This is a genomic window from Aurantimonas sp. NFXS3, from assembly GCF_049132005.1.
In the GTDB taxonomy this organism is placed as follows: Bacteria; Pseudomonadota; Alphaproteobacteria; order Rhizobiales; family Rhizobiaceae; genus Aurantimonas; species Aurantimonas coralicida.
This window is the reverse complement of sequence record NZ_JAGDDZ010000002.1, coordinates 953,207-979,657: the sequence shown is the minus strand read 5'-3', so window position 1 is coordinate 979,657 and position 26,451 is coordinate 953,207. Positions and strand designations below refer to the sequence as shown.

Sequence of the window (26,451 nt, the reverse complement as noted above, 5' to 3'; positions counted from 1 at the left end):
CGTCATGCAGGACATCGCCAAGGCCGATCAGGCCGCCTTCTCCGCGCCGGACGGCGTCGATATCGCCAACCACATCATCGGCGAGGCCGGACTGCGCATCGGCTTCGAGCGGCGGCGCGGTCGCGGCGCCGGGCTCAACCCGAGCGGGCGCTTCGAACCGTTCAAGCGGCAGGCCGTCGACGATGGCTGGAACACGCTGGACGAGCTGCCGGCCTTCAAGACAGACGTGCAGGTCGAAAAGCCCAAGACCATCATCAGCCGCAACACCTCGCCGGACATCTCCTTCGATCGCTCGATCAATCCGTATCGCGGCTGCGAGCATGGCTGCGTCTACTGCTTCGCGCGGCCGTCCCACGCCTATATGGGGCTGTCCGCCGGCCTCGATTTCGAATCCAAGCTGTTCGCCAAGCCGAATGCCGCCGAGCTCCTGGAACGCGAATTGTCCAAGCCCGGCTATCAGGTGAAGTCGATCGCCATCGGCACCAACACCGATCCCTACCAGCCGATCGAGAAGAGCTGGCGGGTGATGCGCGAGATCCTCGAGGTGCTGGAGGCCGCCAACCATCCGGTCGGCATCGTCACCAAGTCAGCGCTGGTCCTGCGCGACATCGACATCCTGTCGCGCATGGCCGCCAAGGGGCTGGCCAAGGTGGCGCTGTCGGTGACCACCCTCGACCGGACGCTGGCGCGGGCGATGGAGCCGCGGGCGGCGACCCCGACCAAGCGGCTGGAGGCGGTCAAGGCGCTCAGCGAGGCCGGCGTGCCGACCATGGTGATGACCGCGCCGATCATTCCCGGCCTCACCGATTCGGAGATCGAGCGGCTCCTGGAAGCAGCGCAGACCGCCGGCGCAAGGGAGGTCGGCTACGTCCTCCTGCGCATGCCGCTGGAAGTCTCGCCGCTGTTCAAGGACTGGCTGCTGCGCCACTACCCGAACCGCTACCGGCATGTCCTGTCGCTGCTGCGCTCGATGCGCGACGGCAAGGATTACGACGCCGAATGGGGCAAGCGGATGCGCGGCACCGGGCCCTATGCCTTCCAGATCCGCCGGCGCTTCGAGATGGCGGCGCGCCGGCTCGGCCTGAACGAGAGCCGCACGCAGTTGCGCTGCGATCTGTTCACCCCGCCGCGCGGCGCAGGCGTCCAGCTCGCCCTGCTCTGACGCCAGGGATACCCCATCGTCCGGCCTCCCCCTCGGCCGGATGGTCTCGCCGGTTTGCCACCCCGAACACGGCGAGGCTTGTGGAGAATCGGAGAATGCGCGAGTCTCGCCGCAACATGGCTCGCCGTTCCTCCGATTCTCCCGTTCGCGCAAAGAAATCCGCGCGCCGCCCCGCCGTCGCGGCCGGGCCCGACTTCTCGCGCGAGGCCGGGCTTCTGGCCGACGGCAAGCGCTTCGTCGCCGGGATCGACGAGGCCGGGCGCGGGCCGTTGGCCGGGCCAGTGGTCACGGCCGCGGTGATCTTTCCCACCCGCGACTTTCCCGACGGGCTGAACGATTCCAAGAAGCTGACCGCCGAGGACCGCGAGCGGCTGTTCGCCGAGATCGTCGCCAAGGGCTGGATCGGGATCGCCTCGGCCAGCGCCGACGAGATCGACCGCTTCAACATCCGCGGCGCCACCCTCCTCGCCATGCGGCGGGCGCTGCATGCCTTGCCGCAAGCCCCCTGCCATGTCCTCGTCGACGGGCGCGACGTGCCGCCCGCCCTGCGCTGCGCCGGCACGGCGGTCATCTCCGGCGACGCCCTCAGCCTCAGCATCGCGGCCGCCTCGATCGTTGCCAAGGTGACGCGCGACCGGATCATGGCGCGGGCCTGCCGGGCCTATGAGGGTTACGGCTTTTCCCGCCATATGGGCTACGGCACGCCCGAGCATCTCGGCGCCATCGCCCGGCTCGGCCCGACGCCGATCCATCGGATGAGCTTCAGCCCGCTGCGCCGCGACCTGCTCGACGCCGCCGAATAGGCCGGACGCCGCCCGCTCCGCTCAGCCTTCCATGCCCGCACAACGAAAAAGGGCCGCCGATGGCAGCCCTTTGAACGTCACGTCGCGATACTGGCCCCGGATCGGGACCGCCGCCGGGCTCAGTTGAGCCGGCTGCGAACCTCGGCGATGGAGGATTCGGTGAACTGGCCGGCATTGCCGCCCGAATTGCGGTCGGAGATGATCTTGGCCGCGGCGGCCACCGCCACGTCGATCGCCGTCGCGCGGACTTCGGCGATGGCGTCGGTCTCGGCCTGCGAGATCTTTGTCTCGGCCATGGCCGTGCGACGCTCGACATATTCCTCGTTCTTGCGACGCGTATCGGCGAGCATCAACTCGGCCTCGCGCTTGGCGGCGGCGACGATCTCCTTCGCCTCCTCCTCGGCCTCCTGACGGCGGCGCTGATACTCGGCCAGCTGCTGCTTGGCCTCTTCCTTCAGCTCGCGCGCTTCCTCGATCTCGTTGCGGATCCGGTCGGCCCGCTGGTCGAGCGTGGAACCGACCTTGGCCGGCGCCTTCAGATACCAGACGATGGCCAGGAAGATGATGAGGGCGGCAAAGGCCCAGAATGAGTTGTCCATGGTCGGCTCCTCAGCTGCGAACAGCGGTCACGGCGCTGGCGACCTCCTCGCGGGAGACCTCCAGGCGAATGACGTCGCGCAGAATGGCGTCGGCGGTGGTCTCGGCGATCTGGCCGACATCCTTCATCGCCTCGTCGCGGACGGCGGCGATGCGCAGCTGCGCGGCTTCCAGCTTCTCGTCGAGCTCTGCGTCGAGGCGCTGGCGCTCGGCTTCGGCGTCGCTGCGCGCTGCTTCACGGGCGTCGTGGCCGATCTTGTGGGCGCGGTCGCGGGCCTCGGCGAGCTCCTGCTCGTAGGCTGCCTTGGCCTCGTCCGAATCGGACTTCATCCGCTCGGCGGCTTCCAGATCGAGGGCGATCCGGTCGCGGCGGTTTTCGAGCGTTCCGGCGATCCGCGGCAGGATCACCTTCTTCAGAACCAGGTAGAAGATTCCGAAGGTGATCGCGAGCCAGAGGATCTGCGACGGGAAATATTCGGCATTGAAAGGCGGGAAGCCGCCATGCTCGCCTTCTACATGGATCGTTTCGCCATGCATCTCGGCGGTGTCGCTCGCAGGCGGCAATTCCACGGCATCGAGCGAATCGGCCTGTGCGAAGGCTTGGGTGACGAACATCGAGGGCTCCCGGCATAGGGGGACCGGCGACAGAAGCTGCCGCCGGCCGGTCTTCTTACCTGCGCTGGACGCCGATTAGACGGCGAAGAGCAGCAGCAGGGCGATGAGCAGCGAGAAGATGCCCAGGGCTTCCGTGACGGCGAAGCCGAAGATCAGGCGGCCGAACTGGCCGTCGGCAGCCGACGGGTTGCGCAGCGCGCCGGCGAGGTAGTTCGCGAACATGTTGCCCAGACCGAGGGCGGTCATGCCCATACCGAAACAGGCGAGGCCGGCACCGATGAACTTTGCTGCTTCCGCTTCCATGTCGAAACTCCTTTTGAAACTGTTCGATTGCGGGTGGTTGCGGCGGCTTCCACGCCGCCCCGTTGTATCCTGGAACTTGTCTTAGTGGCCTGGATGGATCGCGTCGTTGAGATACATGCAGGTCAGAACCGCAAAGACGTAGGCCTGCAGTGCGGCGACCAGGAATTCGAGTGCCGTCAAAGCGACGGTCATGAGCAGCGGAAGGATCGCACCGGCAATCCCGAGCGCACCGAAGGCGCTCAGCGACACCACGAAGCCGGCGAAGACCTTCAGCGTGATGTGGCCCGCCAGCATGTTGGCGAAGAGACGAACCGAGAGCGACACCGGCCGCGACAGGAACGAAACCACCTCGATCACCACGACGAGCGGCAGCACGGCGGCCGGCACGCCCTCGGGCACGAAGAGTTTGAAGAAGTGCAGGCCGTGCTTCATCAGGCCGTAGACCACCACGACGCCCATCACCAGGAGGGCCAGCGCGAAGGTCACGATCAGGTGGCTGGTCACCGTGAAGAAATACGGGACCATGCCAAGAAGGTTGGCGACCAGGATGAACATGAACAGCGAGAAGACGAACGGGAAGAACCGCATGCCGCCGGAGCCTGCCGCGTCGCGCAGCATGTTGGCGACGAACTCGTAGGAGAGCTCGCTCACCGACTGCATGCGGCTCGGCACGAGGCCGCGCCCGCGGGTCGAATAGTACAGGAAGGCGGTCGCCACAGCGACCGTCACCACCATGAACAGGGCGGAGTTCGTGAACGAGAAGTCCAACCCGCCGATCTCGATCGGAACGATGTTGGAAATCTGGAACTGGTGGATTGGATCTGTCGGGTTCGTCGCCAAACTCACTGGTCCTTCGTCATCTCGTGGCAGGCCCTGGCGCGGGCCGTCCTGCCCATAGCGTCCCGGACTGCGCTTCGCAACACCCCGTTGTCAGATTGACCACTGCAAACGCACGCGGAACGAGCGCGAAGGGGCCGGTTCAGGCCGGGCCGCGGCCATGGGGCGGGGTTGTGCCCGAAACGCCACGGATCACATTGAGCACGCCGGCGGCGAATCCGATCATCAGGAAGACGATCAGGCCGAAGGGCGTCGTGCCGGCCAGCTGGTCGATCAGATAGCCGATGCCGACGCCCACGAGGATGCCGGCGACGAACTCGCTGGCGATCTTGAGCCCCTGGGCGACGCCCTGCATGCCGCTGGTGCGGTCGGCAGGCTCGTCGCGCAGCTGCGGCATGCGCTGGCGCTGCTCGGCAAGACGCCGGGCCAGCGCCGCGCTGCGGGCGTCGAGATCGGCCGCGCCGGGACCGGCTGCGACCGCAGGCCGCGCCGCGTCGGCCGGCTCGGTGGCCTCGCCGTGTTTCGGATCATCCATCGGACGCCGTTCCCCTGTTCGAGCCGCGGCGGACGGGCAAGCTCAATGCTCCTCGCCCGGCCGGTCGGCCGCCCGGTTGGCGACCATGCCCGAGCGTATCAGGCTGGCCACGGTCGTGACCACGAGAATCCCGACGATGACCGCCAGCGAGAAGCTGGTCGAGATATGCGGCAGGCCCTCGATGGGCTGGCCGTCATTGATGAAGCCCAGCGTATTGGCCTCCATCGCATGGACGATGAGCTTGGCGCCGATGAAACCGAGGACGAGCGCCAGGCCGAAGCCGAGATAGACGAGCCGGTCCAGCAGTCCGCCCAGCAGGAAATAGAGTTGCAGCAGCCCCAGCAGCGCGAAGGCATTGGCCGTGAAGACGATGTAGGGCGCGTCGGTCAGGCCGTAGATCGCCGGGATCGAATCGAGGGCGAAGAGCAGGTCGGTCATGCCGAGGGCGACGATGACGACGAACATCGGGGTGAAATAGCGCAGGCCGTCGCGGCGAATCGTCAGCGCGCCGCCGGCGAACTCCGTGGTCGTGCGCACATTACGCTGGAACCACTTCACCACCGCGTTGGGCTCGTATTCCTCGTCGGTGCTGTGGCTGTGGGAGAAGCTCTCCACCGCCAGCTTGTACGCCGTCCACAGGAGGAAGGCGCCGAACAGGTAGAACACCCAGGAGAAGCGCTCGATCGCGGCCGCGCCGACGGCGATGAAGATGCCGCGCATGATCAGCGCCAGCACGATGCCGATCAGCAGCGCCTTCTGCTGGTGCACCCGCGGCACCGCAAAGCTCTTCATGATGATGACGAAGACGAAGAGATTGTCGACCGACAGGCTCTTCTCGGTGATGAAGCCGGCGAAGAACTCGACCCCGTGGGTCTTGTCCCAGAAATACCAGACGCCGAAGCCGAAGAGGATCGCCAGCACGATGTAGAAGACCGACCAGGCCGCCGCTTCCTTGAAGCTCGGCTCGTGCGCCTTGCGGACGTGGGAGAGGAAATCGAAGATGAACAGGCCGGCGATGCCGCCGATCGTCGCCGCCCAGATCCAGAACGGTATTTCCTCGGCCACCATGCCGCCAATCGCAGTCGAATCCACCAGAATGTTCCTATCCGGGCGTCGGGTGTCCCGGTCTCGAATTGTCTTTCGCCAACGTCGTCCGCCGGCGTGGGCAAGCTGCCGGTGGCGTTGCGGCGGGCGGCAGACATGCGTCACCGCTCGCGCGGCGAGCACCGTGCGTCGCCGCTAGGTGGGTAAGCCGCCGCGCCGTTCAAAGACCGTCGCGCAGAAATATCGCGTGCAGGAACAGGCGGCCCCGCACCCATGGGGGTCGGGAGGCGCCGACGCTGGCGACGGAACGCGGCTTCGATCGGTCGCCCGCCGCCCTTGACCTTCCAGTGGCTGGAATCTCCATCTTGCGACCAATCCGCCTGCGGGCGGTCATCCTTTCGCAGCGAGCGCTCCCATGTCCGAGACAAGCACCGCCTGTCATCACCCGCACCACGATCACGGTCACAGCCATCACGACGACGGCGGGGCCGTCACCCGCGATCCGGTCTGCGGCATGCTGGTCGATCCCGAGGCCGGCAAGCCGAAGGCAGAGCATGACGGCCGCACGGTGCATTTCTGCTCGCAGGGGTGCCACGACCGATTCGTCGCCGCGCCGCAGGACTACCTGACGGCGACGGACCCGGTCTGCGGCATGAGCATCGAACGCATCAATGCCCGCTACATGGCCAAGCATGGCGGCGAGCGGTTCTATTTCTGCTCGGCCGGCTGCAAGACGCGTTTCGAGGCCGATCCCGACGCCTTTCTCGGCGACCGCCCGGCCCCCGAACCTATGCCGGAAGGCACGCAGTACACCTGCCCCATGCATCCGGAGATCGTCCAGGACCATCCCGGCGACTGCCCGAAATGCGGCATGGCGCTGGAGCCGATGGGCGTGCCGACCGGCGAGGAAGGCCCCAATCCGGAACTGATCGACTTCACCCGCCGGCTCTGGGTCAGCGCGCTCTGCACCATCCCGCTGTTCATCATCTCGATGGGCCCGATGGTCGGTCTGCCGATCCGCGACTGGATCGGCGAGGAGCTGGCGGTCTGGCTGGAATTCGCGCTGGCGACGCCGGTGGTGCTGTGGGCGGCCCTGCCCTTCTTCAAGCGGGGCTGGGCGTCGATCGTCAATCGCTCGCCCAACATGTGGACGCTGATCGCCATCGGCGTCGGTGCGGCCTATGGCTACAGCGTGGTGGCCACCCTCCTGCCCAGCCTGTTCCCTGCATCCTTCCGCCAGGACGGCGTCGTGCCGGTCTATTTCGAGGCCTCGGCGGTGATCGTCGCGCTGATCTTCGTCGGCCAGGTGCTGGAGCTGAAGGCGCGCGAGCGCACCGGCTCGGCGATCCGCGCGCTGATGGATCTGGCGCCGAAGACCGCCCGCCGCATCAAGGCCGACGGAACCGAGGAAGACGTGCCGCTCGATGCCCTGGCGTCCGGCGACCGCCTGCGGGTGCGGCCGGGCGAGAGCGTGCCGGTGGACGGCACGCTGGTCGAGGGCCGCTCCTCGGTGGACGAATCCATGATCACCGGCGAGCCGGTGCCGGTCGAAAAGAACCCCGGCGACACGGTCACCGGCGGCACGCTCAACCGCAATGGCGGCTTCGTCATGGAGGCCGAGGCGGTCGGCGCCGACACCACCCTGTCGCGGATCGTCGAAATGGTCGCCAAGGCGCAGCGTTCGCGCGCCCCGATCCAGGGGCTGGCCGACCGGGTCGCGGGCTACTTCGTCCCGGCCGTGGTGCTGTCGGCGATCGTCGCCTTCGTCGTCTGGGCGCTGGTCGGGCCGCAGCCGGCCATGGTGCACGGGCTGGTCGCCGCCGTCTCGGTGCTGATCATCGCCTGCCCCTGCGCACTGGGGCTCGCGACGCCCATGTCGATCATGACGGCCACCGGGCGCGGCGCCTCGGCCGGCGTCCTGATCAAGGATGCCGAGGCGCTGGAGCGCTTCGCCAAGGTCGATACGCTGGTGGTCGACAAGACCGGCACGCTGACCGAGGGCCGGCCGCAACTGACCGACGTGGTCGTGCTCGAGGGCGACGAGACGGCATTTCTCTCGGCCGCCGCCAGTCTCGAGCGCGGCTCGGAACATCCGCTGGCCGAGGCGATCGTCGCCGGGGCGCAGGAACGCGGCGCGGAGCTTTCGGAGGCCACCGGCTTCGACGCGGTCACCGGCAAGGGCGTGCGGGGCGAGGTGCGTGGTTCGGCCGTCGTTCTCGGCAACCGGGCGATGCTCGCCGCCGAGGGCATCGATGCGGGCGCCCTCGACGCCGACGCGCGGACCCTGGAGACGGACGGCAAGACGGTGATGTTCGTCGCCATCGACGGCCGGGCGGCGGGGCTCATCGCGGTCTCCGACCCGATCAAGCCGACGACGGAGGCTGCCATCTGCGCCCTGCACGAGAGCGGCATGCGGATCGTCATGGCGACTGGCGACAACGAGCGCACGGCCAAGGCCGTCGCATCGGCGCTCGGCATCGACGAGGTGCGGGCCGGCCTGTCGCCGCAGGACAAGCAGGCGCTGGTGGAGGAGCTGCGCAATGGCGGTGCCAAGGTCGCCGTCGCCGGCGACGGCGTCAACGACGCGCCGGCGCTGGCGGCGGCCGATGTCGGCATCGCCATGGGCACCGGCGCGGACGTCGCCGTGGAAAGCGCCGGCATGACGCTGGTGAAGGGCGATCTCAACGGCATCGTGCGGGCGCGGCACCTCGCCCGCGCCACGATCCGCAACATCAAGCAGAACCTGTTCTTCGCCTTCGTCTACAACACCGTCGGCGTGCCGGTCGCGGCCGGCGTCCTCTATCCGGTCTTCGGCCTCCTGCTCTCGCCGATGCTCGCGGCGGCGGCGATGAGCCTCTCGTCGGTCTCGGTGATCGGCAACGCGCTGAGGCTGCGCACGCTCAAGCTGTGACGCCGGCCTGAGGTCAAAGCGCGCGGCAGGCCTGAGCGACGGGCCTGCCGCGCTACGGCGCTACTGCTTCGCCAGCTTGTCGAGGATCGCCGAGAAGTCACGGCCCTTGCCGCCGGACTCCACGAAAGCCGCGTAGATGTCGCGGGCGTGGCGGCCGAGTTCGGTGGTCGCGCCGGCGGTCTCCGCGGCGGTCTGCGAGAGGTTGAGGTCCTTCAGCATCAGATCGGCAGCAAAGCCCGGCTTGTAGTCGTTGTCGGCGGGGCTCTTCGGACCGATGCCCGGTGCCGGGCAATAGGTGTTGATCGACCAGCAGGAGCCCGACGAGGTCGAGGCCACGTCGAACATCGCCTGGCGGTCGAGGCCGAGCTTGTCGGCAAGGTGAAACGCCTCGCAGACGCCGATCATCGAGATGCCGAGGATCATGTTGTTGCAGATCTTCGCCGCCTGGCCGGCACCGGCCTCGCCGCAATGCACCGCCTTCTGGCCCATGATGTCGAAGAGCGGCTTGCCCTTGGCGAAGGCTTCGTCGCTGCCGCCGACCATGAAGGTCAGCGTGCCGGCCGCCGCGCCGCCGGTGCCGCCGGAGACCGGCGCGTCCAGCGACAAGAGCCCCGCCTCGCGGGCCATGTCGTGGGCGGCGCGGGCGCTGTCCACGTCCACCGTCGAGCAGTCGATGAGCAATGCCCCGGCTTCAGCCTGGCGCACGATGTCGCCATGGACGGCGCGCACGATGTCGCCATTCGGCAGCATGGTGATCACCGCCTCCATGCCCGTCACGGCCTCGGCGAGCGTTGCGGCGGGGGCGACACCCTCGGCGGTCACGCCGGCCGCGTCGTAGCCGCTCACCGCATGGCCGGCCTTCGCCAGATTGGCCGCCATCGGCGCGCCCATATTGCCGAGACCGACGAAACCGATCTTCATGGCCGTTCCTCCCCTGCCTGTTGGTCGAATGTCAGTTCGTGTTCGCCCAGCGGCGCCAGCATCGCGGCGACCCGCTCCCGCGGCAGGTCCTCGATCCGCGCCGGCGACCATTTCGGCGTGCGGTCCTTGTCGATCACCGCGGCGCGAATGCCCTCCAGCAATTCGCCCTCGTCGATCGAGCGGTAGGTGAAGCGGTATTCGTTGCGCAACGCCGCCTCGATGGTCGGCTCGGCCCGCGACGCCCGCACCAGCTCCAGCGTCGCGCCGACCGAGATCGGCGAGCCCTTGCGGATCAGCGCGGCCGTGCGCTGCGCCCATTCCCCGCCGTCGAGGGCGAGGCGCTGCAGGATGTCGGCCGCGTCGACGCCCGAAAATGCCGCGTCGATCGCCTCGGTCTGTTCGGCCAGCGTCGAGGGCGGCGGCGCGTCGGCAAAGCGCGCGATCATCTGCGGATCGCCGCTCTCGACCAGCGCCGCGGTCAGCCCGGCGAGATCGTCGGAGCGGACGCAGGTGTCGGCAAAGCCGGCGGCGATCGCCTCGCCCGGCCCCATGCGGAAACCGGTCAGCGCCAGATATTCGCCGAGCCGGCCGGGTGCGTTGGCGAGGATCAGCGTCGCCCCGACATCGGGCACGAGGCCGATGGCGCATTCGGGCATGGCGACCATCGAGCGCTCGGTGACGACGCGGTGGCTGGTATGGCCGCCGAGGCCGACGCCGCCGCCCATGACGATGCCGTCCATCAGCGCGACCACGGGCTTGGGATAGCGGGCGATCTTCGCGTTCAGCCGGTATTCCTCGGCCCAGAAACGGCGGGCCGCCGACAGGTCCCCGGCGCGGCTGTCGTGATAGATCTTCTGGATGTCGCCGCCGGCGCAGAAGGCCCGGTCGCCGGCCGCGTCCATGATCACGAGGTCGATGGCCGGGTCCGTGGCCCAGCTATCCATCGCCGCCTCGATCGCCAGCGACATGGCATGGGACAGGGCGTTCAGGGATTTCGGCCGGTTGAGGGTGATGCGCCCCGCCCGCCCCTCGGCGCGTATCAGGACGTCGTCATTGGCTGCGTTGGTCTCGATGCTCATGAATGCTCCGCCAGGAGTGCGCGTGCGGTGATCATCCGCATGATCTCGTTGGTGCCTTCCAGGATCTGGTGGACCCGGAGATCGCGCACGATCTTTTCGATGCCGTAATCGGCGAGGTAGCCGTAGCCGCCATGCAGTTGCAGGGCCATGTTGGCGACGTTGAAGCTGGTGTCGGTGACGAAGCGCTTGGCCATGGCGCAATGCTTGGTCGCGTCGGGTGCCTTGGTGTCGAGCTTCCACGCCGCCTGGCGCAAGAAGATGCGCGCCGCCTGCAGCTCGGTTTCCATGTCGGCCAGCCGGAACTGCAGCGCCTGGAATTCGGTGAGGCTCTTCCCGAAGGCCTGGCGGTCCTGCATGTAGGCGACCGACTTGTCGAGCGCCGCCTGGGCCGCGCCCAGCGCGCAGGCCGAGATGTTCAACCGGCCGCCATCGAGGCCCATCATGGCATAGGCAAAGCCCTTGCCTTCCTCGCCGAGAAGATTGCCGCCGGGCACGCTGCAGCCGTCGAGGCGCACCTCGGCGGTCGGCTGGGCGACCCAGCCCATCTTCTTCTCCAGCGCGCCGAAGGACAGGCCCTCGGTGCCGTTCTCGACGAGAATGGCGGAAATGCCCTTCGGCCCCGCGTCGCCGGTCCGTGCCATCACGACATAGAGGTCCGAGAAACCGGCGCCGGAAATGAAGCTCTTGGTGCCGTTGAGGACGTAGCCATTGCCGTCCGGCTTCGCGCTGGTGCGCAGTGCGGCGGCGTCGGAGCCCGAGCCCGGCTCGGTCAGGCAGTAGCTCGCGACCTTCTCCATCGACGCGAGCTTGGGCAGCCATTCGGCCCGCTGCTCCTCGCTGCCGAAGCTGTCGATCATCCAGGCGACCATGTTGTGGATCGACAGGAAGGCCGACACCGACGGGTCGCCATAGGACAGGGCCTCGAAGATCAGCGCCGCGTCGAGCCGCGACAGGCCGGAGCCGTAGTCGTCGCGCACATAGATCGCCGCCATGCCGAGCCCGGCCAGTTCGGTCAGTACCTCGCGCGGCAGCGCCTTCTCGTCTTCCCAGCGGGCGGCATGGGGCGCCATCTTCTCGGTGGCGAAATCCCGCGCCATGGTGAAGATCTGGCTCTGCTCGTCGGTGAGCGCAAAATCCAAGACGATTCCTCCCGAAATCCCGGCCCGTGGCCATCGGCCGCCTTGCGGCGGACTCCTCCCCAACCGGTCTAGAAGCCTGCCCGACGCGCATCAAGCGCCGAAATGGCCGGCTGGCGTCGCGGCGCGGCGTGCCGGCTGGCGCATGCGACCGCGCCGGTCAGTCGATGGTTGCGTATAGCAACGATTCTGTCATCTGAAACAAATAACTGCCGCTTATGAACTATAAGAATGGCGCTGATGGAATTGACTCCGGTCGATCTTCGTGGGCCAAATAGAACTATCCCAGTCGGAGGTAACTCGGATGACCGCCCACGAATTTGGTGCGTGGCTGGACCATATGTGGTTCTCCCACGACGATGCCGCGACACGCCTCGGCCTTCCCGCCGAACAGATCGCCGCTTTCGAACGTGAGGGGGCGCCGGGCACCGTCGGCCTTGCCTGTGCGGCGATCGCGACGGGTCTGGCGGCATGGCAGCCACCACGCCGCGGCGGCCGGCAGAGCCAGCAGGCCGCCTGACCCCTCCCTCTCCCCGCATCGATCGCGGCCTCGCCGCGTCCTGTCCCGTCCGCGCTCCCGTTGCCATCAACTGGCCCGCCGGACTGCCGTGCCCGGCGCAGGGTGACAGCGGCGATGCCCGGCAGGGCACCAGCCGCCGACAGCCTCGCCGCTAGAAGCGCAGCACGCGGCCGCGATACGGATAGCGTGGATCGCTGTGGCCGACGACGGGCGTATGGCCCGACGCACAGAGCCCGCTGAGAAACGCCTCGTCCTCCGCGTCGTAGCGGGCGCCCACCACGCCGAGATAACCGTCGAGTTGCGCGAGGCTGCGCGGCCCCATCAGGATGCTGGAGACGGCGGCATTCGCCAGGAGCCAGTTCAGCGCCATGGCGCCCGGATCGCGGCCGGATTGCTCGGCATAGTCGGCCGCCTTGTTGGCCGCCTCGATCGTGCCGGGCAGGAACTCCGCCTCCAGCATGCGCTTGTCGCCGCGCGCGGCGCGGGAATCGTCCGGCACGCCGCCGCGATACTTGCCGGTCAGGATGCCGCGACCGAGCGGCGAATAGGGCACGACCCCGATGCCGAAATGGTGGCAGGCGGGCAGATAGTCGGTCTCCGACGTGCGGTTGAGCATGTGATAGTAGGGCTGCGCCACGACCGGCCGCGCCACGCCCAGCCTGTCGGCAATGCGGACCATGTCGGCGATCTTCCAGCCGCGGAAATTGGAAAAGCCCCAGTGGCGGATGGTGCCCTTGGCGATCAGCTCGCCCAGCGCACCGATCACCTCGTCCAGCGGCGTCGTCTCGTCGTCGAGATGCAGATAGTAGAGGTCGATCGTCTCGGTCTGCAGCCGCTCGCGCGACATCTCCGCGGCCCGGGCGATCCATCCGGGCGACAGGCCGCCCGATCCCTCGACATCGGTGACCGGGTTGCCGACCTTGGTCGCCAGCACGCAATCGGCACGGCGCTCCTTCAGGAGCCGCCCCAGCATCGCCTCGGACTTGCCGCCGGTATAGGAATCGGCGGTGTCGATGAAATTGCCGCCGGCCTCGAAATAGCGGTCGAGCATGCGCGCCGCCTCGGCCTCGTCGGTCCGGTCGGCGAACATCATGGTGCCGAGGCAGAGGCGCGCCACCTCCGGTCCGCCGCTGAACAGGGGAATCGTCGGGATCGTCGTCATGGCATGGTCCTCCAGAGTTGTTCGATCAGGCGAGCGTGCGCCGGCCGGCGACGAACGACCGCCTCGGCAGCCGGCGTTCAGACGACGCCGTCCGCCCGCAATTGCGCGATGTCGGCGGCATCATAGCCGGCTTCCGCCAGCACCGCCTCGGTGTCCTGCCCGAGATCGGGCGCCGGATGGCGCAGCTGCGAGGGCGTCTTGGCGAATTTCATCGGGAAGCCGGTCATCCGCACGGTGCCGTGGCCGGGATGGGGAACGTCCAGAACCATCTCCTGCGCGGCGACCTGCGGGTCCGCGAATACCTCGCCGAGGGTCTGGACCCGGCCGCAGGGCACGCCCGCCGCGTTGAGCCTCTCGATCCAGACATCCTGGGGCTCGTGGCACATGGCGTCGTCGATCAGGGCGTTCAGCGCCGCGCGGTTCGCCACGCGGTCGGCATTGCTGGCGAAGCGCGGCTCGTCGAGAAGGCCGATCAGCCCGATCGCCTCCAGAAAACGGCGCAGGGTCGGGGCGGTCGAGGGCGCCACGGCGACATGGCCGTCGGCGGCGCGGAACAGCCCGTAGGGCGAGGCGATGGGATGGTCGTTGCCGGTCGCCGGCGGCGTCTTGCCGGTCGCCAGTTGCGCCGCCGAGAGATAGGCCAGCATCGACATCATGCCGCCCATCATCGAGGCCTCGACCGCCTGCCCCTCGCCGTCGCGATCGCGTACGCGCAGCGCCGCGACGATGGCGAAGGCCGTGTAGAGCCCGGCGATCAGGTCGGTCAGCGGCGGCGCGGCGCGCATCGGCCCGCTTTCCTGCGAGCCGTTCACCGACATGAAGCCCGACATCGCCTGGGTGATGAAGTCGAAGGCCGGGCGGTCGCGATAGGGGCCGGTGGAGCCGTAGCCATTGACCGAGCCGACGACGAGCCGCGGGTTGATGGCGTCGAGGGTCTCCCGGTCGAAGCCCATCGCGGCCAGGACGCCGGGCCGGTAGTTTTCCACCAGCACGTCGGCGTCGGCGAGAAGCCGGCGCAGCACCGCCTTGCCGGCGTCGCTCTTCAGGTCGAGCGTCAGGGAGCGCTTGTTGCGGTTGAAGCCGGCAAAGTACCAGGACATGCCGTCGACGATCGCCCCGAGGCCGCGGACATGGTCACCCTGCCCCGGCGCCTCGACCTTGATGACGTCGGCGCCGAGGTCGCCGAGCAGCATCGAGCAGAACGGGCCGGACAGGATGCGCGTCAGGTCGACGACGCGGATACCGGCGAGCGGCTGGTCCATACGGGTCAACGCCTCGCCGTGGCGATGGCGATCCGGCGTCCCGCGCGCATTGGCATCGGCAGCACGTCGCATGCGTCGGCCATCGCCCCCCTCCCATTGTTTCGCTGGCATTACGGTTCCCATACGCGACGGGCCCGCCGAAAGTAAATTTCGAAATCCCATGCTGCATCGCAGCACGACTTTCTTCCGCGTTGCAGCACAAGAGAGCATCGCACCAGCCTTGACCGCCGGAATGCTTCGGTGTCATCCACTAGGGAAGGCACACGGGAGAATGCCGCTGTCGGCACGATCTCCCACGGCCGACACAATGGCGGGGACGCAAGAACTGCCGCCTGAGGGAGGGAAGTCATGTTTCTGAAACGTTTGTTGATGGCCGCGGCCGTGGCGGCGATCGCCATGCCCGCTGCCGCATTCGAGCCGTCGAATGTCGAATGCATCGCACCGGCCAATCCGGGTGGCGGCTGGGACTTCACCTGCCGCACCGTCGGCCGCATCCTGCAGGACGAGGGTCTCGTTCCGGGCGCCGTCCAGGTGACCAACATGCCGGGCGCCGTCGGCGCGGTAGCCTTCGCCAATGTCGCGTCCAAGCGCAATGACGACCCCAATCTGATCGTCGCGACCTCGACCGTCGGCATCACCCAGATCGCCCAGGGCAAGTATCCGGCCGGCATCGACCAGATGCGCTGGCTGGGCATGCTTGGTGCCGATGTCGGCACGATGCTGGTCAACAAGGACTCCGAATACGACTCGCTCGACGCCGTTCTCGCCGCGGTCAAGGAAGACCCGGCCGGCGTCGTGGTCGGCGGCTCCTCCTCGATCGGCGGCTGGGACCATCTGCGGTTCCTGATCCTCGCGCAGGAAGCCGGCGTTCCGACCGACCAGCTGAAGGACATCCGCTGGGTCGAGTTCTCCGGCGGCGGTGACGCCGTCACCCAGCTCCTCGGCGGCCATATCGACGTCGTCCTCACCGACATCGGCGAGATCGGCGGCTTCATCCAGTCCGGCGACGCCAAGGCTCTCGCGGTCATGTCCGACGAGCGGCTGCCGGCCTATCCGGACATCGCCACCGCCAAGGAGCAGGGCGTCGACGCGGTCGGCTACAACTGGCGCGGCTTCTACATGGGCGGCGAAGTCCCCGACGACGCCTATGATTTCTGGGTCGAGAAGATGAACGCGCTCTACGATTCGGAAAGCTGGCAGACGGCCGCGACCGAATCCGGCCTGACGCCGATCTGGCGCGGCGGCGAGGAGTTCAACACCTTCGTCCGCGAGTCCGAGAAGAAGGCAGCCGAGATTTCGAAGGCCATCGGTGTCATCAACTAGACCGACCCCGAGCCTGCGTCTCAGTGACCGTATCGCGGGGGCGATTCTGCTCGCCCTCGCGATCTGGTACTGGATCGCCGCCGGCGGCTACAGCGTCGCCTACGGCGATCCGGCCGGCCCGAGCCTGTTTCCGCGCATGGTCGCGGTGCCGCTTGGGCTGTTCGCGGCCTTCCTGATCGTCAAGCCGGATCCCGATCCGGTCTGGTTCCGCTGGCCGCATGTCTGGGGCCAGATCGCCATGCTGGCGGTCCTCATCGTCTATCCGATCATTCTCGAACCGGCGGGCTTTCCGCTGTCGACGAGCGTTGCGGCGCTTCTTTTGGCCCGCATCCTCGGTGCCAGCTGGCTGCAATCCGTCATCACCGGACTGGTGATCGGTTTCGGGCTGTTCTTCCTCTTCGACGGCGTTTTCGGCCTGCCCCTGCCGACAGGACCGCTCTTCGGTTAGTCACCGCCTGGCCGGTGCCAAGGAGATCACGTGGAAATTCTTGGTTTTCTCGCCGACGGTTTCGCCACCGCCCTGACCCCGACCAATATCGGGCTGGCGCTGTTCGGCTGCTTCATCGGCACGATCATCGGCGCGCTGCCCGGCCTCGGCCCGGTCAACGGCGTGGCGATCCTCATCCCGCTGGCCTTCTCGCTGCAGCTGCCCGCGGGCTCGGCGCTGATCCTGCTCGCCTGCGTCTATTACGGCTGCATGTATGGCGGCCGCATCTCGTCGATCATGCTCAACATTCCCGGCGACGAGCCGGCGATGATGACCTGCCTCGACGGCTATCCGATGGCCCAGCAGGGCAAGGCGCCCGAGGCGCTGGCGATCTCAGGCATCGCGTCCTTCGTCGGCGCCGTGACCGCGACCATCGGCCTGGTGCTGTTCGCCCCGCTGCTGGTGCAGTTCGCCATCCGCTTCGGCCCGGCCGAGTATTTCGCGCTCTATGTCATGGCCTTCGCGACGATCGGCGGCATCACCGGCGCCAATCCGGCCAAGACGCTCTTGGCGGCCGGCATCGGCCTCGCCCTGGGCACGGTCGGGATCGATCCGCAAAGCGCCGTGCCGCGCTACACCTTCGGCAGCTTCCATCTCTATGACGGCTTCCACGCCATCGTGGCCATCGTCGGTCTGTTCGCCATCTCCGAAGCGCTGATCCTTCTGGAACACGGGATCGGCGGCCATTCCGGCGCGGTGCCGGTCAACCGCGCCTTCGCCCGCTGGCCCGATATCCGCAAGTCGCTGGGGGCGATGTTCCGCGGCTCCGGCCTCGGCTTCATCTCCGGCATCCTGCCCGGCGCCGGGGCGTCGCTCGGCTCGTTCATCGCCTACACGCTGGAAAAGCGCTATTCGAACAACAACGACACCTTCGGCAAGGGCGATCCCCGCGGCGTCGCGGCGCCTGAGGCCGGCAACAATGCCGCGGCCGGCGGCGCGCTGGTGCCGATGCTGGCGCTCGGCGTGCCGGGCTCGGGCACGACGGCGGTGCTCCTGGCGCTGCTCATCTCGCTGAACATCACGCCCGGGCCGCTGCTGTTCCAGAACCAGCCGGACATCGTCTGGGGGCTGATCGCGGCGCTGTTCATGGCCAACGTCTTCCTCCTGATCCTCAACCTGCCGCTGGTCGGCCTGTTCACCCGGATGCTCTCCATCCCGATGTGGGCGCTGATGCCCTTCGTGGTGATGATCTCCTTCGTCGGCATCTATTCGATCAGCCATTCCACCTTCGACCTGCAGGTCATGGTCGGCTTCGGCGTGCTCGGCTTCGTGCTGCGCAAGCTGGAGATTTCGGTGGTGCCGGTCGTGCTCGGCCTGCTGCTCGGCGGCGAGATGGAAAGCATGCTGCGTCGCGCGCTGGCGATCTCCGGCGGCGATGCCGGCATCCTCGTGTCGAGCTGGATCTCGATCGGGCTCTACACGATCACCGGCTGCTTCCTGCTCATCGCGGTGGTGCTGGCCATGCGCAAGCCGCGCCGGCCGGCCGCGCAGCCCGCAGCCGACGCCGATTACGTGGGCGACTGACCGGCAGGCCTGCCGCGTGGCGGTGACGACGTCCTAGCCGGCGGCCGCCTCGGCCTCGGCATGGGCGAGCAGCGATTGCAGCTTATGGGTCAGATGCGCCTTCATCAGGCTGCCCAGCAGCGGGCCGTCGCGCGCCTCCAGCGCCGCCTGGATGCCCTCGTGCTCGCGGGTCGCGGTCAGCCAGCGCTCCGGCGTCAGATTGGCCTGGTAGCGCGCCCGGTAGACCCGACGCGCCACCATGGCATGGTGCTGGGAGAGCGTCGGATTGGCCGCCGCGGCCAGGATGGCGCTGTGGATCGCCTGGTTGATCTCGAAATAGGCCGGCCGGTCCCGCGCCTCGTAGGCGGCGCCGAGCCGGCGGGTGAGATCGGCGATCGCCGCGATCTCGGCCTCGGAGGCGCGCTCGGCCGCCAGTTCGCCGGCCAGGCCCTCCAGCGCCGCGACCAGCGGAAACAGCTCGGTCAGTTCGTTCATCGTCTCGCCCGAGACGATGGCCCCACGGTTCGGCACCAGTTGCACGAAGCCTTCGTGGGCGAGCACCTTCAGGGCCTCGCGCACCGGCGTGCGGGAGACGCCGAAGCGTTCGGTCAGCGCCTTTTCGGGCACCTTCTCGCCGGCCTGGAGTTCGCCCTCCATGATCATCCGGCGCATCCGGTCGGTCAGTTCCACGGCCAGCGCGGGGCGCGAGAGCGGCGCGTCGAAATCGGTATCGGCAAGGCTCATGCGTCGTGTCCCGTCGTGGAATGACCGGCCCCGCGGATACGGGCCGCATCGAGCGCCGGCGGCCGGGAGCCAACCCGAACCGGCGCCATTACGGCGCAGCTCCATGGAGCGCGCCCGCCAGCACTTCCGCCACATGCACGGCGCGGCGTGCAGCGCCGTCGGCGATCTGGTGCCGGCAGGAGGTGCCGTCGGCGACGATCACCGCATCGGCCGGTGCCGCGCGCACCGCCGGCAGCAGCGACAGCTCGCCCATGGCCAGTGACACGTCGATGGTCTCGGCATCATAGCCGAAGGCGCCCGCCATGCCACAACACGACGATTCGATCACCTTCAGGTCGAGGCCGGGGATCATCCGCAGCGCGCCCTCGACCGCCGACATGGCGCCGAAGGCCTTCTGGTGGCAGTGGCCGTGCAGATAGGCCTCGCGGCCGATGCCGTCGAGAGGCAGGGACAGGTGCCCGGCCTTGTCCTCGCGCATCAGGAACTCCTCGAACAGCATGGCCGACGCCGCCACTGCCTCGGCGGCCTCGCCGGGCACCAGCGCCAGGAACTCGTCGCGCAGGGTCAGGATGCAGGAGGGCTCCAGCCCGACGATCGCCTTGCCGGCCCGCACATGCGGCAGCAGCGCGTCGATGGTGCGCTGCGCTTCCGCCTTGGCGCGATCGGCCATGCCGGCGGCGAGATAGGTCCGCCCGCAGCACAGCGGCCGCTCGTTGCGGCCGAGGCTGGCGGTCTCGACCTGGTAGCCGCCCGCCTTCAGCACCTTCACCGCGGCGCGCAGCACCTGCGGGTCGAACCAGCGGTCGAACGTGTCGGCGAAGAGGACCACGCCGGTCACCCGGCCCGGATGCGGCGCCGGGCCGGTGCGCTCGACGCCGCGCCGATCGGCGCGGTTCACTGTCGCCGTGTCGCCGCCGGCGCCTTCCGGGTTGAGGACGATCCCGTCCCCTGCCCCGCCGATGTTCTCCGCCGGAGCGGCCGTACCCTGACGGGCAGATGATCCCGCCCCGGCCGCCACGCCTGCGACATGACCCTCGGCATCGCGGAACCAGTCCTTCCGGAAGGCCGGCAGCGAGCGCCGGGCGGAAAAGCCGGCCATCTTCTCCGACAGGGCCGCGAAGGCCGGGACGCGGTCGCGCAGGCCCATCAGCCAGCCCATGCGGGCCGCGGCCGGCGCATAGCGCGGCAGGTCGGCGATCAGCCGGTCCTTCAGCGAGAAGCCGTTGGTCTTGCCGCGCTGGTAGAGCACCTCGGCCTTCATCTTGGCCATGTCGACGCCGGTCGGGCATTCGCGGCGGCAGGCCTTGCAGGAGACGCACAGTTTCAGCGTCTCGGCCATCTCGTCGGAGGCGAGCGCGTCCGGGCCGAGCTGGCCCGAGATCGCCAGCCGCAGCGTGTTGGCCCGCCCGCGGGTGACGTCGCGCTCGTTGCGGGTCACCCGGTAGCTCGGGCACATCACCGCCCCGGCCGATTTGCGGCAGGCGCCGTTGTTGTTGCACATCTCCACGGCGCCCTGCAGGCCGCCGGAGGCGCCCGGCCAGGCAGACCAGTCGAAGGCCGTCAGGATCTCGTCCACCGCGTAGCCCGGCGGATAGCGCAGCAGGCTGCGGTCATCCATCTTGGGCGGCGCGACGATCTTGCCGGGATTGAGGCGCGTGTGCGGATCGAAGGCGGTCTTCACCTCTTCGAAGGCGGCGACGATGCGCTCGCCGAACATCTGGGTGTGAAATTCCGAGCGCACCAGCCCGTCGCCGTGTTCGCCCGAATGCGAGCCCTTGTATTCGCGGACCATGGCGAAGGCCTCTTCGGCGATCGCCCGCATGGTCTTCACGTCGTTGTCGAGCTTGACGTTGAGGACCGGGCGCACGTGCAGGCAGCCCTCCGAGGCATGGGCGTACCAGGTGCCACGGGTGCCGTGCTTCTCGAAGATCGCCGTCAGCCGGTCGGTATAATCGGCCAGATGCTCCAGCGGCACGGCGCAATCCTCGACGAAGGAGACCGGTTTGCGCTCCTCCTTCATCGACATCATGATGTTGAGCCCGGCGGCGCGCAGTTCGGCGATCGCCGCCTGCAGCTTCAGATCGGCGACCGGCACGACGCCGCCCTCGTGATCGCCGCCGCGGCCGAAGCCGTAGCCGAGATCGCTCATCACGTCCTTCAGCGCCGCGATGCTGGCGTCGTTTTCCTCCGCCGTATCGGCGAATTCCACCAGCAGCAGCGCCGCCGGGTCGCCCTCGACGAAAGCCTCCAGCGCCGGCAGGAACATGTCGATGCGCCGGGCGAGCCCGATCATCGTCGAATCCACCAGCTCGACCGAGGTCGGCTTCAGCGCGACGATGTGCTGGGCCGCCTCCATCGCCGCGCGGAAGGTCGGGAAGTGGCAGGCGCCGAGGATCTTGGTGGCCTTGGGCAGTGGCGACAGCCGGATCTCGATAGCGGTGGAAATGCCCAGCGTACCTTCCGAGCCGACCAGCAGATGGGCGAGGTTGATCGGGTCGTCGGAGGGCACCAGCGCGTCGAGATTGTAGCCGCCGACCCGGCGCTGCACCCTGGGAAAGCGCGCCGCGATCTCGCCGGCCTCGCGGCGGCCCAGCGCCAGCATGGCGGCGACGAGTTCGCGCGGCGGCTCGTTCGCGGCATTCTGGTCGAGCTGGGCGAAGCGGCCGGCGGTGCCGTCGGCGAGGATCGCGTCGATGGCGATGACGTTGTCGCGCATCGTGCCGTAACGCAGCGAGCGCGAGCCGCAGGAATTGTTGCCGGCCATGCCGCCGATCGTCGCCCGTGACGCCGTGGAGACGTCGACGGGAAACCACAGGCCGTGGGGCTTCAGGAGCCGGTTGAGATCGTCGAGGACGATGCCCGGCTCGACCACCGCGCGCCGGCCGGCGACGTCCAGCTCCAGCAGCTTGTTCAGATGCTTCGACGTGTCGACGATCAGGCCGGAATTGACCGTCTGGCCGCATTGCGACGTGCCGCCGCCGCGCATGGTCAGCGGCAGGCCCTCCTCGCGGCAGGCGTCGAGCGCCGCCGCCACGTCGTCGCCGGTGCGGGCGACGACCACGCCGGCGGGCATGATCTGGTAGATCGAGGCGTCGGTGGCGTAACGCCCGCGGTTGAAGCGGTCGAAATAAACCTCGCCGGCAATTTCCCGCTCAAGCCGGCGGCTCAGGCCCGGCCGGATCATTTCCCCCATCTGTGTCGACCCCTCCCGGCGGCGATCTGCAGAATGCCGCTTGACACGCATAATGAATTCATAATCCAATTGGACCCGAAAACAGGCACGTCGGCAAGAGCGTGCGACGAGGAAACGGACTGGCGGACAAAGCGTCGCGGTCCCCGGGAGACGCCATCGTGACCTACAAAGCCGGCCGGCATTTTCTGCAGATTCCAGGACCGACCAATGTGCCCGACCGGGTGCTGCGGGCCATGGACATGCCGACGATGGATCATCGCGGACCCGAGTTCCAGGAAATGGCCAAGCGCGTCCTGACCGGCATCCGCACGATCTTCCAGACCAAGAACCCGGTGGTCATCTATCCGGGCTCGGGCACCGGCGCCTGGGAAGCGGCGCTGGTCAACACGCTGTCCCCCGGCGACCTCGTCCTGATGTACGAGACCGGCCATTTCGCCTCGCTGTGGAAGAAGCTCGCCGAGCGGCTGGGCCTGCGCACCGAGTTCATTGCCGGCGACTGGCGCCATGGCGCCGACGCGGCGGCCATCGGCGAGCGGCTGAAGGCCGACAGCGGCCACGAGATCAAGGCCGTCTGCGTCGTCCACAACGAGACCTCGACCGGCTGCGTGACGCCGGTCGGCGACGTCCGCAAGGCGATCGACGCCGCCGGCCATCCGGCGCTGCTGCTCGTCGACACCATCTCCTCGCTCGGCTCGGTCGACTACCGGCACGACGAATGGGGCGTCGACGTCACCGTCGGCGGTTCGCAGAAGGGCCTGATGCTGCCGCCGGGCCTCTCCTTCAACGCGCTCTCCGACAAGGCGATCGCGGCGCAGGCCTCGGCGAAGCTGCCGCGCTCCTACTGGGCCTGGGACGAGATGCTGGCGATGAACCCCAACGGGTTCTTCCCCTCCACCCCGGCGACCAATCTCCTCTACGGCCTCGATGCGGCGATCGAGATGCTGCACGAGGAAGGGCTGGACAACGTCTTTGCCCGGCACCAGCGCCATGCCGCAGCGACGCGCGCCGCCGTCGAGGCCTGGGGGCTGGAAGTCCTCTGCGCCGACCCTGCCCAGCATTCGGGCGCGCTCACCGCCGTCCTGATGCCGGAGGGCAAGGGCGCCGACGCATTGCGGAAGGTCATTCTCGAGCGCTTCGACATGTCGTTGGGAGCCGGCCTCTCGAAGCTTGCCGACAAGATCTTCCGCATCGGCCACCTCGGCGACTACAACGACCTGACCCTGATCGGCACGCTGGGAGGCGTCGAGATGGGTCTGCAGGTCGCCGGGGTGGCGCACAAGGCAGGCGGCGTTCAGGCTGCGATGGCCGTGCTGGCACAGTCCGGCGCAGCCGAAGCGAGACAGGCCGCGGAATAGGCGGTACGCAGAACGACCACCGGGCGGTTGAGGAGCTGCCCAAAACGAAAACTGGGAGGAAACCAATGAACATTCGCACCTTGATGCTCGGTGTCGCCGCCGTGGCCCTGATGGGCTCCGCGGCCGGCGCGCAGGAATCCCTCGATCTGGGCCATGTCGGCGACCCCGGCTCGCTCTACGAGGCGACAGCGGAGAAATTCGCCGAATGCGTCGCCGCGTCCGGCAAGGCCACCGTCGAGGTCTACGGCTCCTCGCAGCTCGGCAATGACGAGGAGATGCTGCAGAAGCTGAAGCTCGGCCAGATCGACTTCTCCATCCCCTCGTCGGTGATGAGCTCGGTGTCGCCGACCTTCGGCGTCTTCGAGATGCCGTATCTCATCAAGAGCCGCGACCACATGAAGAAGGTCCGCGACGGAATGCGCGACACCTTCGTCGATGCCGCCGCCGGCCGCGGCTACCAGATCCTGGGATTCTGGGAAAACGGCTTCCGCAACGTGACCAACAACGTCAAGCCGATCAACGTCCCGGCCGATCTGGAAGGCATCAAGCTGCGCGTCCCCAAGGGCGAGTGGCGCGTGAAGATGTTCCAGAGCTACGGCGCCAACCCGACGCCGATGGCCTTCTCGGAAGTGTTCACCGCCCTGCAGACCGGCGTCATCGACGGCCAGGAGAACCCGCTCGCCCAGATCTATTCGGGCCGATTCCAGGAAGTGCAGAAGTACCTGTCGATGACCGGGCACGTCTATTCGCCCGCCTATCTCGCCACCTCCTCGCGCAACTGGGACGGCTGGGACGAGGAGCTGAAGACGGCGATCCAGGATTGCGCCACCCAGGCCAGCGACTTCGCCTATGAGCGTTCGCAGCAGATGGACGACGAGCTGATCAGCAAGATCGAGGAAGCCGGCGTCACCGTGAACGAGGCCGACAAGGACGCGTTCATCGCCGCATCCAAGGCGATCTACGAGGAATTCGGCACGCAGGTCGAAGGCGGCCAGAAGCTGGTCGAAGACATCCAGGCCCTCGCCTCCGGGTCCTGAGCCTTCACCGGCTTGCGATCATCCTGACAGGTGCCGGTCGATCCCTCGGCCGGCACCCTTCTCCCTGAAATCGACGATGAAAGCTGCGTCCGCGCGACGCGGGAGGCCCTATGCGCCAGTTGGCGAGAATCCTCGGCGAGTTCCTGACATGGGTGGTCATCGCGCTGATGGTCGGGCTGACGACCGTCGTGGTCGCGGCGGTGATCTACCGCAAGATGGGCGCCTCGCTCTCCTGGTATGACGAGATCGCCGGCGTCCTGCTGGCCTGGATCACCTATTACGGAGCCGCGCTGGCGGCTCTGAAGCGCAGCCATATCGGTTTCGACGACGTGCTGCTGTCGCTGCCGCCATCGGCGCGCAAGGTCGCCATGCTCTTCGCCGAAGGGCTGGTGCTGCTGTTCTTCGTGCTCCTCGCCTGGTCGGGTCTCGAGGTCCTCAACATTCTCGAGGGTGAATCCCTGGTCAGCCTGACCTGGGTGCCGGTCGCCCTCACCCAGTCGATCATCCCGATCGGCGCCATCCTCTTCATCGTCGCCGAACTGCTCAGCTTCCCCGACTACTGGCGCGACGTCATGGCCGGACGCTCCGTTGAGCATGCGCCACTGGCGCATGGTGAAACTCCTGAGAAGGGCCAGCATCCATGATGATGTTCGTCATTTTCCTCGCGCTGGTCGCGATGGTGTGCATCAACGTGCCGATCGCCGTCGCGCTGGCGCTGGCGGCCGTCCTGGCGATCTTCATCAGCGACGGCGGCGCCGCGCTGGTGACCATCGCCCTCGACATGTACAACGGCGCCCGCTCCTTCTCGCTGATCGCCATTCCGATGTTCGTCCTGGCCGGTGCCATCATGAACGCCACCGGCATCACGCGACGGCTGATCGCCTTCGTCTCGGCCGTCATCGGCTTCGTGCGCGGCGGCCTTGCCATGGTCAATGTCGGCGTCTCGCTGTTCTTCGCCGAGATCTCCGGCTCGGCCGTGGCCGACGTCGCGGCGATGGGCTCCATCATCATTCCGGAGATGAAGAAGCGCGGCTATCCGGCCCCCTTCGCGGCGGCGATCACCTCGTCGTCGGCCTCGCTGGCCATCATCATCCCGCCCTCGATCCCGATGATCCTCTATGCGGTCGCCGCCGGCACCAGCATCGAGCAGATGTTCGTCGCGGGCGTCGTCCCCGGCCTGATCGGGGCCGCCGGCCTGATGGGCGTCGCCTATTATTATGCGGTGAAATACAATCTGCCGATGGAGGAGGCCTTCAACCTGCGCCGGCTGCGCACGACCTTCGTCGAGGCGCTGCCGACCTTCTCCCTGCCGGTCATCATCCTGGGCGGCATCTTCGGCGGCTTCGTCACCGCCACCGAGGGCGCCGGCATCGCCGTCGTGGCGGCCATCCTGGTCGGCATCTGGTACCGCGAGGTCGACTGGGGCCAGCTCAAGCAGGCGATGCTGGAAGGCGGCATCCAGACCGCCGTGGTCATGCTCCTGGTCGCCGCGTCGATCCTGATGGGCAGCTATCTCACCCAGGCGCGCGTGCCCCAGCAGCTGGCCGAGGGCATCCTCGACATCACCTCGAACCAGTACCTGATCCTTTTGATCCTGAACGTCTTCTTCCTGGTCATCGGGTTCTTCCTGCACTCGGCCGCGGCGATCATTCTGGTCGTCCCGGTGATCGTCCCGCTGATCCAGCAGGCCGGCATCGACCCGGTGCATTTCGGCCTCGTGGTGACGCTGAACCTCGCCATCGGCCAGCAGACGCCACCGGTCGCTTCGGTGCTGATCACCGCCTGTTCGATCGCCAAGGCCAACATATGGGAGGTGTCGAAGGCGAACCTGCCCTTTGTCGGGGTGCTGCTGTTCGTCCTGTTCCTGTGCACCTATGTGCCGGCAGTCCCGATGTTCCTCGTCGAATATTTCTACAGGTAGA

General features: G+C 67.9%; 24 protein-coding genes. 11 read left to right on the top strand and 13 right to left on the bottom strand.

What is annotated here, in order from left to right:
* The first annotated feature begins 4 nt into the window (after positions 1-4).
* Positions 5-1,162: a PA0069 family radical SAM protein gene (locus J3367_RS09795; RefSeq protein ID WP_024349944.1), complete on the top strand. Its 1,158-nt coding sequence runs from the start codon at positions 5-7 to the stop codon at positions 1,160-1,162.
* A gap of 95 nt (positions 1,163-1,257) precedes the next feature.
* Positions 1,258-1,965 (top strand): ribonuclease HII, encoded by a 708-nt coding sequence (locus J3367_RS09790; protein ID WP_244495383.1) that lies wholly within the window; start codon positions 1,258-1,260, stop codon positions 1,963-1,965.
* A gap of 119 nt (positions 1,966-2,084) precedes the next feature.
* Here the strand turns inward: J3367_RS09790 and J3367_RS09785 are convergent, their stop codons facing one another.
* The 6 genes from J3367_RS09785 to J3367_RS09760 all read right to left on the bottom strand — a co-directional run bounded on the left by J3367_RS09785 (position 2,085) and on the right by J3367_RS09760 (position 5,944).
* Positions 2,085-2,564, bottom strand: a complete 480-nt coding sequence (locus J3367_RS09785) for a F0F1 ATP synthase subunit B (RefSeq protein WP_009210663.1) — start codon at positions 2,562-2,564, stop codon at positions 2,085-2,087.
* A gap of 10 nt (positions 2,565-2,574) precedes the next feature.
* On the bottom strand, positions 2,575-3,177 hold the full coding sequence (locus tag J3367_RS09780) for a F0F1 ATP synthase subunit B (protein WP_024349942.1): 603 nt from the start codon (positions 3,175-3,177) through the stop codon (positions 2,575-2,577).
* A gap of 75 nt (positions 3,178-3,252) precedes the next feature.
* On the bottom strand, positions 3,253-3,480 hold the full coding sequence (locus J3367_RS09775) for a F0F1 ATP synthase subunit C (protein WP_024349941.1): 228 nt from the start codon (positions 3,478-3,480) through the stop codon (positions 3,253-3,255).
* 81 nt (positions 3,481-3,561) lie between these two features.
* The gene (locus tag J3367_RS09770; protein WP_370192807.1) at positions 3,562-4,326 is read right to left on the bottom strand and encodes a F0F1 ATP synthase subunit A; all 765 of its coding nucleotides are present in this window, start codon (positions 4,324-4,326) and stop codon (positions 3,562-3,564) included.
* 133 nt (positions 4,327-4,459) lie between these two features.
* The gene (locus J3367_RS09765; protein WP_024349939.1) at positions 4,460-4,852 is read right to left on the bottom strand and encodes an AtpZ/AtpI family protein; all 393 of its coding nucleotides are present in this window, start codon (positions 4,850-4,852) and stop codon (positions 4,460-4,462) included.
* Positions 4,853-4,894: 42 nt separating this feature from the next.
* A complete protein-coding gene (locus J3367_RS09760) occupies positions 4,895-5,944 on the bottom strand; it encodes a TerC/Alx family metal homeostasis membrane protein (protein WP_228240104.1) in 1,050 nt (349 codons plus the stop codon).
* 367 nt (positions 5,945-6,311) lie between these two features.
* Here J3367_RS09760 and J3367_RS09755 point away from each other — a divergent pair, with 367 nt between their 5' ends.
* On the top strand, positions 6,312-8,807 hold the full coding sequence (locus J3367_RS09755; RefSeq protein WP_421460775.1) for a heavy metal translocating P-type ATPase: 2,496 nt from the start codon (positions 6,312-6,314) through the stop codon (positions 8,805-8,807).
* A 60-nt stretch (positions 8,808-8,867) separates the two neighbouring features.
* Here J3367_RS09755 and mmsB read toward each other — a convergent pair whose 3' ends face one another.
* The 3 genes from mmsB to J3367_RS09740 are packed head-to-tail and all read right to left on the bottom strand — an operon-like array spanning position 8,868 to position 11,946.
* Entirely contained in the window at positions 8,868-9,728 is an 861-nt protein-coding gene (gene mmsB, locus J3367_RS09750; RefSeq protein WP_024349936.1) for a 3-hydroxyisobutyrate dehydrogenase, read from the bottom strand.
* Positions 9,725-10,807 (bottom strand): enoyl-CoA hydratase/isomerase family protein, encoded by a 1,083-nt coding sequence (locus J3367_RS09745; protein WP_024349935.1) that lies wholly within the window; start codon positions 10,805-10,807, stop codon positions 9,725-9,727. Before J3367_RS09745 ends, mmsB begins: the two co-directional genes overlap by 4 nt.
* On the bottom strand, positions 10,804-11,946 hold the full coding sequence (locus tag J3367_RS09740; protein ID WP_024349934.1) for an acyl-CoA dehydrogenase family protein: 1,143 nt from the start codon (positions 11,944-11,946) through the stop codon (positions 10,804-10,806). Before J3367_RS09740 ends, J3367_RS09745 begins: the two co-directional genes overlap by 4 nt.
* 301 nt (positions 11,947-12,247) lie before the next feature.
* Between J3367_RS09740 and J3367_RS09735 the strand changes: the two genes are divergently transcribed.
* Positions 12,248-12,463, top strand: a complete 216-nt coding sequence (locus tag J3367_RS09735) for a hypothetical protein (RefSeq protein WP_024349933.1) — start codon at positions 12,248-12,250, stop codon at positions 12,461-12,463.
* 151 nt (positions 12,464-12,614) lie between these two features.
* On the opposite strand, the gene J3367_RS09730 is transcribed toward J3367_RS09735, so the two are convergent.
* The gene (locus J3367_RS09730) at positions 12,615-13,625 is read right to left on the bottom strand and encodes an aldo/keto reductase (protein WP_024349932.1); all 1,011 of its coding nucleotides are present in this window, start codon (positions 13,623-13,625) and stop codon (positions 12,615-12,617) included.
* A gap of 77 nt (positions 13,626-13,702) precedes the next feature.
* Positions 13,703-14,959, bottom strand: coding sequence for a CaiB/BaiF CoA transferase family protein (locus tag J3367_RS09725; RefSeq protein ID WP_244495382.1), 1,257 nt, complete (start codon positions 14,957-14,959; stop codon positions 13,703-13,705).
* 276 nt (positions 14,960-15,235) lie between these two features.
* Here J3367_RS09725 and J3367_RS09720 point away from each other — a divergent pair, with 276 nt between their 5' ends.
* The 3 genes from J3367_RS09720 to J3367_RS09710 are packed head-to-tail and all read left to right on the top strand — an operon-like array spanning position 15,236 to position 18,221.
* On the top strand, positions 15,236-16,210 hold the full coding sequence (locus J3367_RS09720; RefSeq protein ID WP_187391354.1) for a Bug family tripartite tricarboxylate transporter substrate binding protein: 975 nt from the start codon (positions 15,236-15,238) through the stop codon (positions 16,208-16,210).
* Entirely contained in the window at positions 16,197-16,658 is a 462-nt protein-coding gene (locus J3367_RS09715; RefSeq protein WP_024349929.1) for a tripartite tricarboxylate transporter TctB family protein, read from the top strand. Before J3367_RS09720 ends, J3367_RS09715 begins: the two co-directional genes overlap by 14 nt.
* 30 nt (positions 16,659-16,688) lie before the next feature.
* Positions 16,689-18,221 (top strand): tripartite tricarboxylate transporter permease, encoded by a 1,533-nt coding sequence (locus J3367_RS09710; protein WP_024349928.1) that lies wholly within the window; start codon positions 16,689-16,691, stop codon positions 18,219-18,221.
* Between the two features lie 33 nt (positions 18,222-18,254).
* On the opposite strand, the gene J3367_RS09705 is transcribed toward J3367_RS09710, so the two are convergent.
* Both J3367_RS09705 and J3367_RS09700 read right to left on the bottom strand, forming a co-directional pair.
* Positions 18,255-18,944: a GntR family transcriptional regulator gene (locus J3367_RS09705; RefSeq protein WP_024349927.1), complete on the bottom strand. Its 690-nt coding sequence runs from the start codon at positions 18,942-18,944 to the stop codon at positions 18,255-18,257.
* 88 nt (positions 18,945-19,032) lie between these two features.
* On the bottom strand, positions 19,033-22,137 hold the full coding sequence (locus tag J3367_RS09700) for an FAD-binding and (Fe-S)-binding domain-containing protein (protein WP_024349926.1): 3,105 nt from the start codon (positions 22,135-22,137) through the stop codon (positions 19,033-19,035).
* A gap of 158 nt (positions 22,138-22,295) precedes the next feature.
* On the opposite strand from J3367_RS09700, the gene J3367_RS09695 reads away from it, so the two are divergent.
* The 4 genes from J3367_RS09695 to J3367_RS09680 all read left to right on the top strand — a co-directional run bounded on the left by J3367_RS09695 (position 22,296) and on the right by J3367_RS09680 (position 26,450).
* Positions 22,296-23,492 (top strand): pyridoxal-phosphate-dependent aminotransferase family protein, encoded by a 1,197-nt coding sequence (locus J3367_RS09695; RefSeq protein ID WP_024349925.1) that lies wholly within the window; start codon positions 22,296-22,298, stop codon positions 23,490-23,492.
* Between the two features lie 65 nt (positions 23,493-23,557).
* On the top strand, positions 23,558-24,529 hold the full coding sequence (locus J3367_RS09690) for a TRAP transporter substrate-binding protein (RefSeq protein WP_024349924.1): 972 nt from the start codon (positions 23,558-23,560) through the stop codon (positions 24,527-24,529).
* 110 nt (positions 24,530-24,639) lie between these two features.
* A complete protein-coding gene (locus tag J3367_RS09685; protein ID WP_024349923.1) occupies positions 24,640-25,173 on the top strand; it encodes a TRAP transporter small permease in 534 nt (177 codons plus the stop codon).
* Positions 25,170-26,450, top strand: a complete 1,281-nt coding sequence (locus J3367_RS09680; protein WP_024349922.1) for a TRAP transporter large permease — start codon at positions 25,170-25,172, stop codon at positions 26,448-26,450. The genes J3367_RS09685 and J3367_RS09680 overlap by 4 nt, the downstream gene beginning before the upstream one ends.
* The last annotated feature ends 1 nt before the right edge of the window (position 26,451 follow it).